The organism is Alcanivorax nanhaiticus (genome assembly GCF_000756665.1).
GTDB classification, from domain to species: domain Bacteria; phylum Pseudomonadota; class Gammaproteobacteria; order Pseudomonadales; family Alcanivoracaceae; genus Alcanivorax; species Alcanivorax nanhaiticus.
In genome coordinates this window covers 95,184-106,008 of record NZ_ARXV01000015.1, presented here as the reverse complement: position 1 = coordinate 106,008, position 10,825 = coordinate 95,184, and the positions used below count along the sequence as shown (strand labels likewise).

The following is a 10,825-nucleotide window of genomic DNA, read 5'->3' as shown; positions in this document are numbered from 1 at the left end:
TGCTTGCCTGATTGTTAAAGAGCTTGGAGACCTTGATCTCCCCGACTGCGCCGTTGGCGTGTTGCCGTGTGTGCCGTCGTTGTGGGGGCGCATTCTAGAGATTTCCGGAGAACCGTCAACACCTTTTTCACATCTTTTTTATCGAACGGTCACCTTTTGACCATGAAGTGCAAAAAAGCGCCGAAAACCCCGGTTTTCGCCTACTTGTTAACCATGTTGCGCCCATGCAGCAACCGGTACAAGAGCAAAATAACCGCTACGCTGACGAAGATCAGCGTCTCGCCATAGCCCGATTTCTGCACCCAGCTCTGATGCAAGAGACCTAACACCAGCGCAAGAAAGACCAAACGGTGCAATTTCACCCATTTATGACCAAGTCTGCGCCGAGATTTACGGGTACTGGTGAGCGCAAGAGGCCACAGGGACAGCCAGGCCAGCATGCCAACAACGATATAAGGGCGTTTGGTTAGCTCCTCAGCAAGGTAGTCCGGGTCCCAACCCAGCAAAAGCGTACCCCACCCTAAAAAGTGCATACTGGCGTAAGCAAACGCCCAAAGACCAAAGGTTCTCCGCCATATCACCAACCCCGGAGTGTGAAGCAACTGTGCCGCCGGTCGCATGGTCAGGCTTGCCAGCAACATGACCAGAGCCCACCACCCAAGCAACTCCACCAGTGTTTCCGCAGGATCAGGCCCAAGCAAGCCAGCGGCCGCCTGATAAATGACGCCAACCAACGGAATGGCACCCAAGGGCCACGCCATCCAGGTCCATTGCTTCGTCTTCATCAGTAGAACTTGCTCAGATCCATGCCCTTGTAGAGGCTCGCCACCTCCGGATAGCCATTGAAGGGCTGGGTCGGCATCCAGTTGGGATCAAAAAAGGAGTTTGGCAAGCGACGTTCGCGAGCCTGTGACCAGCGCGGATGATCCACGGCAGGGTTCACATTGGCATAGAAGCCATATTCGTCCGGTGCCAACATGTTCCATGTTGTCTCCGGCATGGTTTCAGTCAGTTCAATGCGGACGATAGACTTGATGGATTTGAAGCCATATTTCCAGGGCACAACCAATCTGAATGGCGCGCCATTCTGGTTAGGCAATGTTCTGCCGTAGAGCCCCACCGCCATCAGGGTGAGTGGATGCATCGCCTCATCAAGCCTCAGACCTTCTCGATAAGGCCAATCGATCCCTGTAAAGGGCGAACGCACCCCTGGCATCTGCTTTGGATCGGCCAGACTGGTGAATGAGACATATCTGGCCTTGCTGGTTGGCTGCAATTTTTTCAGCAAGCTGGCCAGCGGCACCCCCACCCAGGGAATCACCATGGACCAGGCCTCAACACAACGCAGGCGATAAATTCTCTCCTCCAGCTGCAAGCCTTTGAGCAGATCCTCAAGGGCATAGGCACCCGGCTTTTCGACCTCACCAGCCACAGTGACAGTCCATGGGTCTGTTTTCAGCGTGTGTGCATTCTCGGCTGGGTCAGTCTTGCCTGTGCCGAATTCATAGAAGTTGTTGTAAGCCGTCACATCTTCGTAAGGAGTGAGCACATCCTCGCTATCCGGCCCAGCAGTCACGGCACGAGCAACCTGGTCCTTCAACCACAGCGGGCGACTCGCATCCTCATCAACCGGATTCACCTCCCTTGCCCAAGCAGGCAAGGCACTGAACAGACCCGCCAAACCGCCCAGCATCATCAGTTCCCGGCGTTTCAGGTAAACCGATTCCGGGGTTATTTCATCGCTTCGTGGGGCCAACGGGTTCTTGTGGCGAAAGATCATGACAACTCCCTGACTCGACCAACTATGGACAGCCTAAACAAAAAAAGGGGCGTCTTCGTGAAGACACCCCTTTTTGATGCACCAACTTCCCAATTGTTTCAAGCCCGTTTGCGGAAGCCCCACGCGCACATGACAAGACCCACTGCCACGTAAATGACCGCGACGCTGAGCAGCACCAAAGGCGGATCCAGAAACACAATCGCAAACGCAATAATGACACCCAGCAAAACCTTGAAGGGCACCCGGCCGATGTGGAACTCCTTGAAAGAGTGGTATTTAACAGAAGACACCATCAGCAGACCGGCCCCGGCCACCATTAACGCGACAATCCAGGACACATCAGCCCCTTCAATACCTCGACTGGCACCTAACCAGACCATGGTTGCCACCAGCCCGGCACCAGTAGGACTAGGCAGGCCAATAAAGAAACGTTTGTCGGTGGACTCTGCCTGCACATTGAATCGCGCCAGACGGAGCGCAGCACACGCCACATAAATAAACGCGGCTACCCAGCCAAACTTGCCAAGACCTGATAACGCCCATGAATACGCGACCAGTCCAGGGGCCACACCAAAGGCCACACAGTCAGATAACGAATCATATTCTGCACCGAACTTGCTCTGGGTGTTGGTAAGACGAGCAACACCGCCATCCATACCATCCAGAATGCCTGCCACGATAATGCCAAGGGCAGCGTTCTCGAACATGCCATTCATCGCGGAGACGATGGCGTAGAACCCCGCGAACAGCGCCCCTGTTGTAAACAGGTTCGGCAGCAGATACACGCCCTTGTGGCGAGCACCAGTTCGCTGCTCCGCCTCCACAACCTCAAAGGTTTCCGGCTGCTCGCTCGTAGTTGTCTTGTTGTTGTCCTGCATGGTGGTCCATCCCATTGGTAGTCGCGCTAGTGTAACGCACACCCCGTAAACAAAAAACGCGGCCGAAGCCGCGTTTTTGAGATTGTCACAAAACCTTAGTTCTTGGTCTTGTCGACGATCTGGTTTGCCTTGATCCACGGCATCATACCACGCAGCTTCTCACCCACCTGCTCGATCGGGTGAGCGGCGTTGTTGCGACGGGCTGCGGTCATGGACGGGTAGTTGTGCGCACCTTCAGCGATGAACATCTTGGCGTACTCACCGCTCTGGATGCGCTTCAGGGCGTTGCGCATGGCAGCACGGGATTCGTCGTTGATCACTTCCGGGCCAGTCACGTACTCACCGTACTCCGCATTGTTGGAGATGGAGTAGTTCATGTTGGCAATGCCGCCTTCGTACATCAGGTCGACGATCAGCTTCAGTTCGTGCAGACACTCGAAGTAAGCCATTTCCGGCGCGTAACCAGCTTCGGTCAGGGTTTCGAAACCGGCTTTCACCAGCTCTACCGCACCACCACACAGTACCGCCTGCTCACCGAACAGATCGGTTTCGGTCTCATCCTTGAAAGTGGTCTCGATGATACCGGTACGACCACCGCCCACACCGGAGGCGTAGGACAGGGCCACGTTCTTGGCGTTGCCGGAGGCGTCCTGGAAGATGGCGATCAGGTCAGGAATACCGCCACCCTTGGTGAACTCGGTACGCACGGTGTGACCCGGTGCCTTCGGGGCGATCATGATCACGTCCAGATCAGCGCGCGGTACGATCTGGTTGTAGTGGATAGCAAAACCGTGGGCGAACGCCAGGGTGGCGCCTTCTTTCAGGTTCGGCTCGATTTCGGCCTTGTACAGCTGTGCCTGGAACTCATCGGGAGTCAGGATCATCACCACGTCAGCAGCCGCAACAGCGGAAGGCACATCGCTAACCTTCAGACCATGGGCTTCGGCCTTGGCAATGGAAGAAGAACCGGGACGCAGGCCCACGGTCACATCAACACCGGAATCATTCAGGTTACAGGCGTGGGCGTGGCCCTGGGAGCCGTAACCGATGATGGCAACCTTCTTGCCCTGGATGATGGAAAGATCACAATCCTTGTCGTAATACACTTGCATGCTCATAGCTCTGACTCGTTCTGGTAACGGAAATTCGGTGACGAGCCGCCGGGCGACGCCTCGATCAGGCCAGTCACTCTAGGCTATTCTCCGTATTGCGTAAAATGATATATTTGAAACATTGCATTCCATTTTTCGCAATACCGAATAAAGGCGGAATCATCCAATGGACACCAAGCCCCTGCGCCTGTTCCTGACCCTGGCGGACACCTTGCACTTCGGCCGCGCCAGCACCATGTGCCATGTGAGCCCTTCTACCCTGAGCCGTACGGTACAGCAGCTGGAAGACGAACTGGGCGCCCCGCTCTTCTACCGGGACAACCGCAGCGTGACCCTCACCCGGGAAGGTCAGCGCTTCCAGGAATATGCCCGCGACACCCTGACGCGTTGGGACAACTTGCGTCACGCCCTGCAGGAAGACCGCCGGGTGCTGCAGGGAGAACTGAGCCTGTACTGCTCGGTGACCGCCAGCTACAGCTTTCTCTATGACATCCTCAGCAGCTTTCGTCACCAATACCCGCGCATCGAGCTCAAGCTACATACCGGCGACCCGGCCCAGGCCGTGCATCGGGTACAGCAGGGCGAGGAAGACATTGCCATTGGTGCCCGCCCGGACCACCTGCCCGCTAGCATCGCCTTCCGCCCCATTGCCCGCTCCCCACTCCTGTTCATTGCCCCCGCCAGTCAGCCGCAGCTGGCAGAACGGCTCGGGGGCATGGCCACGAAGGACGAATGGGAAGACATTCCCATGATTCTTTCCGAAGAAGGTCTGGCGAGAGAACGCACTGATCGCTGGTTTCGCCAGCTGGGCGTGAAGCCGCACATCTATGCGCAGGTGAGCGGTAACGAAGCCATTGTGAGCATGGTGAGTCTGGGCTTTGGGGTGGGTGTGGTGCCAAAGATCGTGCTGGACAACAGTCCACTGGCGGCCCGGATTCGGCCACTGGACGTGCAGCCCGCACTGGCCCCTTATGAGGTGGGGCTATTTACCCAAGAGCGCAGACTGGAAGAACCGCTGATCAATGCATTCTGGTCGCAGGTGACGGAATAAGGGCGAGTTTCGAGTTGCTCCTGTACCTCGCTGAGGCTCGGATCGCTTGCAGGCATACCCTGAAGGGCACAGAGAGCTCTCACAGCGGCCACAAAAAAGCCGCTCGGGGAGCGGCTTTTTCGTCTGGCATCCAGCGTCAAGCGTGCTTACAAGCTCAACACCTTCTCGCCACGGGAAATGCCGGAGACACCGGAACGTACCACTTCCAGCACCTGGGCTTCGCCAATAGCGCCGATGAAGGCGTCCAGCTTGTCGGAGGCGCCGGTGAGCTGAATGGTGTAGACCGTGCTGGTCACATCCACGATCTGGCCGCGGAAGATGTCCACACTGCGCTTCACCTCGGCACGCTGGGCACCGGTGGCCTTCACCTTGATGAGCATCAGCTCACGCTCGATGTGAGCCCCTTCAGTGAGATCCACCAGCTTCACCACCTCGATGAGCTTGTTGAGGTGCTTGGTGATCTGCTCGATCTTCAGGTCATCCCCGTAGGTGGTCAGCGTCAGACGGGACAGGGTGGTGTCCTCGGTGGGCGCCACCGACAGGGAGTCGATGTTGTAGCCACGCTGGGAGAACAGACCGATGACCCGGCTCAGTGCGCCCGGCTCGTTTTCCATGAGAATAGAAATAATTCGACGCATCAGGTCCGCTCCGTCTTGCTCAGCCACATGTCGCGCATGGAACCGTCTGCAATCTGCATCGGGTACACGTGCTCGGTGGGATCCACATAGATATCCATGAATACCAGACGATCCTTCAGGGCGAAGGCTTCGTTCATGGCACCTTCCAGGTCTTCAAACTTGGTGACCTTCATGCCCACGTGACCATAGGCCTCGGCCAGCGCCACAAAATCAGGCAGGGACTCCATGTAGGACTGGCTGTGGCGGCCACCGTACTGCATGTCCTGCCACTGGCGCACCATGCCCAGCGCCTGGTTATTGATGTTGATGATCTTCACCGGCAGGCCGTACTGCAGACAGGTGGAGAGCTCCTGAATGTTCATCTGGATGGAGCCTTCACCGGTGACACAGGCCACGGTGGCGTCCGGGAACGCAAACTGCACGCCCATGGCCGCCGGCAGGCCGAAGCCCATGGTGCCGAGACCACCGGAGTTGATCCAGCGACGGGGCTTGTCGTACTGGTAGTACTGGGCCGCAAACATCTGGTGCTGACCCACATCAGAGGTCACATAGGCATCACCGTTGGTGGCCTTGTACAGCGCCTGAACCACCTGCTGGGGCTTCATGGGCCCATCTTCGTTGGTTTCATAACGCATGCCGTGAACCTTGCGCCAGCCGGCAATCTCTTCCCACCAGCGTTCCAGCGCCTTCTGATCCGGCTCGCCACCGTGCTCATCCAACGCGGCCAGCATTTCTTCCAGCACCTGATCCACCGGACCAACAATGGGAATATGCGCCATCACGTTCTTGGAGATGGTAGCCGGATCAATGTCGATATGAATGATCTTGGCACCGGGGCAGAACTTCTTCACGTTGTTGGTCACCCGGTCATCAAGACGCGCACCCACCGCCAGGATCACGTCGGAATTGTGCATGGTCATGTTGGCTTCATAGGTGCCATGCATGCCGAGCATGCCGACGTTCTGCGGGTCGGTACCCGGGAAACCGCCCAACCCCATCAGGGTGTTGGTCACCGGGAAGTTAAGACGGTGCGCCAGTTTGGTCAGCAGCTCGCTGCCCTCACCCTGTACCACGCCACCGCCGGCGTAAATTACCGGGCGCTTGGCCTTCATCAGCTCTTCCACCGCCTTGCGGATCTGACCGGAATGGCCACGGCTGACCGGCGCGTAGGAGCGCATCTTCACTTTTTTCGGGTACTCGTAGGGGTTCTTCACGTTCGGCGCAGTCTGGTCCTTGGGAATATCAACCAGAACCGGGCCGGGACGGCCTGTGGTGGCAATGTAGAACGCCTTCTTCATGATCTCGGGGATGTCCTTGGCGTCGCGGACCATGAAGCTGTGCTTCACCACCGGACGGGACACGCCGATCATGTCGGTTTCCTGGAAGGCATCGTCGCCAATCCAGTCGGAACGCACCTGACCGGACAGCACCACCATGGGAATCGAGTCCATGAAAGCGGTGGCCAGACCGGTAATCGCGTTGGTAGCGCCAGGGCCAGAGGTCACCATGACCACGCCAGGTTTGCCGGTAGCACGGGCATAACCGTCAGCCGCATGGGTCGCAGCCTGCTCGTGACGCACCAGAATATGGTTTACCTTGTCCTGCTGGAACAGGGCATCATAAATGTGCAGTACAGACCCTCCGGGATACCCGAAGATGTACTCCACCCCCTCGTCTTGCAACGCACGGACCACCATTTCCGCGCCGGATAACATTTCCACGGTTGCTTCCTCAAATCAGAATGCATTACCCCCAATGCGCAACATGCACAACGGGACGACTTTGCTTTTGCTGGAGACCTGCAGAGAGAACACCGTATTTGGGTATTCTGAAGTCCTGTCGGAGGTGGCCGACAAAGACGCAGGCTAAGAGACGCAATCTGGAGGCACTGGGGATAAAACGGGAGAGAAAATGAGAGTCCTCCCGCTCATCAAACAGAGACCTCCGGAGGCTCCCACAGCGGGACGAGAGTGCAGTGATACTGCTGACCGGACATCGCGGTAACGATGCCCCGGGTCCCGGCCACACAAACGCCGGTAAGCGAATGCGGGTCCCGATCTCCGGAAAAACCTGATTTTGTCAGAAATGTGCGACTAATCAAAGCCCTTTGTCGGCTTGAGCTTGCAGAAAAGCCCGCTATCACGTCATGCTAAAGTCTGATTACGCACCCTTTTCAATAAGAAGACTGACACCATGACACGATTCAGCCTGATCCTTGGAATCACCCTGCTTGCCTTTTCCTCTTCCAGCATGGCCGAGAAGTTCTATAAATGGGTGGATGAAAATGGGGTCACCCACTACGGGGCCCAGCCACCACAAGACCGGCAGGCCAGTGAGGTCAACACCCGCGCGAACGCAAGCTCCAGTCAGGAAAAGGAAATCGAAGCACTTAACGAACGCCGCCAGGCGGCCAAGCAAGCCAGGGAAGCACAGGAAGCTGAAGCCGAAGAAGCCAAACGCTTGGCGGAAAAACCTGACGAAGTGAATCAGGAGCGCTGCGACCAGCACCGCAAGAACCTGGAAATACTGACCAACAAACCGACGGTCCGTCAGAAGAACCCGGAAACCGGGGAAGAGGAAGTGATCACCCAGGAAGTCCGGGAAAAAATGATGAGCGAGGCTCGCGATGCTCTTGAGAAATGTGACAAGCTTTAATTGCCGATTTTAATGCTGCAAAGGCCGCTCAATGAGCGGCCTTTGCCTTTCCATCAGGCACTAAAACGGAATGCATCTCCGTCCAGATCGACCCTGATCACATCGCCCTGCCCAAACTCCCCTTTCAAGAGCGCCTGAGCCAACGGATTCTCCAGCTGCTGCTGGATCGCCCGTTTCAGCGGACGTGCGCCATAGACCGGATCGAAGCCTGCATCTACCAACTTGCCAAGCGCGCCCTCGCTGATCTCCAGACGGATCTCCCGCTCGGCCAGACGCTTGCGGAGGTAGTCCAACTGAATAGACGCAATGCCCTTGAGCTGATCTTTCTCCAGAGGATGAAACACCACGGTTTCATCCACCCGGTTGATGAACTCAGGCCGGAAGTGGTTACCCACCACCTCCATTACCGCAGACTTCATCGCTTCGTAATTACCTTCGCCGGACAAGGTCTGAATTAGATCCGAGCCCAAGTTGGACGTCATCACCACCACGGTGTTGCGGAAATCCACGGTGCGCCCCTGACCATCAGTCAAGCGTCCGTCATCCAACACCTGCAGCAGAATGTTGAACACATCCGGGTGAGCCTTTTCTACCTCATCCAGCAACACCACAGAGTAAGGCTTGCGACGCACAGCCTCAGTCAGATAACCGCCTTCTTCGTAACCCACATAGCCAGGAGGCGCCCCCACCAGCCGTGCCACGGAATGCTTCTCCATGAACTCGGACATGTCGATGCGTACCATGGCCTCTTCGGTATCAAACAGGAAGTTGGCCAGCGCCTTGCACAGCTCGGTTTTACCCACCCCGGTGGGGCCGAGGAACAGGAAGCTGCCATTGGGCCTGTTGGGATCGGATAAACCGGCACGGGAACGACGCACCGCATTGGCCACCGCTTCCACCGCTTCATTTTGACCCACTACCCGCTGGTGCAGCGCCTCTTCCATGCGCAGCAGTTTTTCCTTCTCGCCTTCCAGCATTTTCGATACCGGAATGCCGGTCCACTTGGACACTACTTCAGCAATCTCTTCCTCGGTGACCTTGTTGCGCAACAGCTGGGTTTCTGCCTGGACCTGCTCTTCCTGATCCTGCGCTTGCTGGACTTTCTTTTCCAATTCGGGAATCAGGCCGTACTGCAATTCCGACATCTTGTTCAGGTCGCCGGCGCGACGAGCTTGCTCCATTTCCACACGGGCCTGCTCGAGCTCGGCCTTGTATTCGGCAGCGCCCTGCAACGCCGCCTTTTCTGCCTGCCAGATCTCATCCAGATCAGCGTATTGTTTTTCCAGTTCGCTGATCTCTTCTTCCAGTTTGTCGAGGCGCTTTTTGCTGGCATCATCGTCTTCCTTGCGCAGCGCTTCGCGCTCCATCTTCAGCTGGATAAGGCGACGATCCAGACGATCCATCTCTTCCGGCATGGAATCGATTTCCATACGGATTCGGCTGCCCGCCTCATCAATCAGATCGATGGCTTTGTCTGGCAGCTGGCGATCTGTGATGTAGCGGTGGCTCAGTCGGGCCGCCTCCACAATGGCACTGTCAGTAATGTCTACACCATGGTGCACTTCATAGCGCTCCTTCAGGCCGCGCAGGATAGCAATGGTGTCTTCCACGGTAGGCTCGTCCACCAATACTTTCTGGAAACGACGCTCCAGCGCCGCATCCTTTTCAATGTACTGACGATATTCATCCAGCGTGGTAGCCCCGACGCAGTGCAACTCGCCACGCGCCAGCGCAGGCTTGAGCATATTCCCCGCATCCATAGCGCCGTCGCCTTTGCCGGCTCCGACCATGGTGTGCAGTTCATCAATGAACAGGATGATGCGACCTTCTTGTTTGGCCAGCTCGTTGAGGACCGCTTTCAGTCGCTCTTCAAACTCGCCACGGTACTTGGCACCGGCAATCAGCGCCGCCATGTCCAACGACAAGACCTGTTTATCCTTGAGACCTTCCGGCACCTCTCCGTTAACGATGCGCTGGGCCAGCCCCTCAACAATGGCGGTCTTCCCCACACCGGGTTCACCGATGAGAACCGGGTTGTTCTTGGTACGACGCTGCAACACCTGAATGGTGCGACGAATCTCGTCGTCACGACCAATCACCGGATCCAGCTTGCCGGACTCAGCGCGTTCGGTAAGGTTCACCGTGTACTTGTCCAGCGCCTCACGCTTGTCTTCTGCATTCGGGTCGTTCACGGTTTCCCCTCCACGCACCTCGGCAATCTTTTCTGCCAGCACCTTCTTGGTAACGCCGGCATTTTTGAGAATTTTGCCTAGCTCACCACCGTCTTCACAGGCCGCCAGCAACACCACTTCCGATGAAAGATACTGGTCACCATTCTGTTGCGCTTCACGATCAGCCAGATTGAGCAGACGACCAGTGCCCTGCCCCATGGTCACATCGCCATTGAAGTTGCTCACCGTGGGCAGCTTGTCCACAGCCATGTTCAGTGCAGTGATCACATCGGCAGGATTCGCGCCGGTTTTCTCGATCAGAGGTTTGGCCACCCCTCCCTGCTGCTGCATCAGCGCCAGCATCAGGTGAACGGGTTCGATGGTGCTGTTGCCCTGCCCCACGGCCAGGGATTGCGCGTCAGAAAGGGCTTCCTGCAAACGCGCAGTGAGTTTGTCCATTCGCATTGTCTTGGCTCTCCTTTGTCCGGGGTCGATCCACCCGGATACTCCCTGACGGCAAGCACCCGGTGATCACCGGAA

The 10,825-nt window shown here is 57.0% G+C and carries 9 protein-coding genes; 2 read left to right on the top strand and 7 right to left on the bottom strand.

The genetic code is table 11. The annotated features are described in order from the left end of the window. Window positions 1-200 precede the first annotated feature (200 nt). From Y5S_RS15815 to ilvC, 4 genes are all read right to left on the bottom strand, one after another. Window positions 201-785 carry a protein-methionine-sulfoxide reductase heme-binding subunit MsrQ gene (locus tag Y5S_RS15815; RefSeq protein WP_035234391.1) on the bottom strand — a complete coding sequence of 195 codons (585 nt, stop codon included), beginning with the start codon at window positions 783-785 and terminating at the stop codon, window positions 201-203. After that, window positions 785-1,780: a protein-methionine-sulfoxide reductase catalytic subunit MsrP gene (gene msrP, locus Y5S_RS15810; RefSeq protein WP_035234389.1), complete on the bottom strand. Its 996-nt coding sequence runs from the start codon at window positions 1,778-1,780 to the stop codon at window positions 785-787. The genes Y5S_RS15815 and msrP overlap by 1 nt, the downstream gene beginning before the upstream one ends. Before the next feature lie 98 nt (window positions 1,781-1,878). Further along, a complete protein-coding gene (pssA, locus tag Y5S_RS15805; RefSeq protein ID WP_035234387.1) occupies window positions 1,879-2,658 on the bottom strand; it encodes a CDP-diacylglycerol--serine O-phosphatidyltransferase in 780 nt (259 codons plus the stop codon). Between the two features lie 95 nt (window positions 2,659-2,753). Continuing rightward, on the bottom strand, window positions 2,754-3,770 hold the full coding sequence (gene ilvC / locus Y5S_RS15800; RefSeq protein ID WP_035234405.1) for a ketol-acid reductoisomerase: 1,017 nt from the start codon (window positions 3,768-3,770) through the stop codon (window positions 2,754-2,756). A 166-nt stretch (window positions 3,771-3,936) separates the two neighbouring features. On the opposite strand from ilvC, the gene ilvY reads away from it, so the two are divergent. Next, entirely contained in the window at window positions 3,937-4,821 is an 885-nt protein-coding gene (gene ilvY / locus Y5S_RS15795) for an HTH-type transcriptional activator IlvY (RefSeq protein ID WP_035234384.1), read from the top strand. Between the two features lie 146 nt (window positions 4,822-4,967). Here ilvY and ilvN read toward each other — a convergent pair whose 3' ends face one another. Next, a complete protein-coding gene (gene ilvN / locus Y5S_RS15790; protein ID WP_035234382.1) occupies window positions 4,968-5,459 on the bottom strand; it encodes an acetolactate synthase small subunit in 492 nt (163 codons plus the stop codon). Further along, entirely contained in the window at window positions 5,459-7,180 is a 1,722-nt protein-coding gene (locus Y5S_RS15785; protein WP_035234380.1) for an acetolactate synthase 3 large subunit, read from the bottom strand. The genes ilvN and Y5S_RS15785 overlap by 1 nt, the downstream gene beginning before the upstream one ends. Before the next feature lie 472 nt (window positions 7,181-7,652). Between Y5S_RS15785 and Y5S_RS15780 the strand changes: the two genes are divergently transcribed. After that, window positions 7,653-8,114 (top strand): DUF4124 domain-containing protein, encoded by a 462-nt coding sequence (locus tag Y5S_RS15780; protein WP_035234379.1) that lies wholly within the window; start codon window positions 7,653-7,655, stop codon window positions 8,112-8,114. Window positions 8,115-8,167: 53 nt separating this feature from the next. Here Y5S_RS15780 and clpB read toward each other — a convergent pair whose 3' ends face one another. Further along, window positions 8,168-10,750: an ATP-dependent chaperone ClpB gene (clpB, locus tag Y5S_RS15775; protein ID WP_035234378.1), complete on the bottom strand. Its 2,583-nt coding sequence runs from the start codon at window positions 10,748-10,750 to the stop codon at window positions 8,168-8,170. Window positions 10,751-10,825 lie beyond the last annotated feature (75 nt).

What these genes read in the sequence shown, in the direction of transcription:
- ilvY (WP_035234384.1), top strand. Translation starts at nt 3,937, where the DNA reads ATGGACACCAAGCCCCTGCGCCTGTTCCTGACCCTGGCGGACACCTTG.
- Y5S_RS15780 (WP_035234379.1), top strand. Translation starts at nt 7,653, where the DNA reads ATGACACGATTCAGCCTGATCCTTGGAATCACCCTGCTTGCCTTTTCC.
- ilvN (WP_035234382.1), bottom strand. Translation starts at nt 5,459, where the DNA reads ATGCGTCGAATTATTTCTATTCTCATGGAAAACGAGCCGGGCGCACTG.
- pssA (WP_035234387.1), bottom strand. Translation starts at nt 2,658, where the DNA reads ATGCAGGACAACAACAAGACAACTACGAGCGAGCAGCCGGAAACCTTT.
- Y5S_RS15815 (WP_035234391.1), bottom strand. Translation starts at nt 785, where the DNA reads ATGAAGACGAAGCAATGGACCTGGATGGCGTGGCCCTTGGGTGCCATT.
- clpB (WP_035234378.1), bottom strand. Translation starts at nt 10,750, where the DNA reads ATGCGAATGGACAAACTCACTGCGCGTTTGCAGGAAGCCCTTTCTGAC.
- ilvC (WP_035234405.1), bottom strand. Translation starts at nt 3,770, where the DNA reads ATGCAAGTGTATTACGACAAGGATTGTGATCTTTCCATCATCCAGGGC.
- msrP (WP_035234389.1), bottom strand. Translation starts at nt 1,780, where the DNA reads ATGATCTTTCGCCACAAGAACCCGTTGGCCCCACGAAGCGATGAAATA.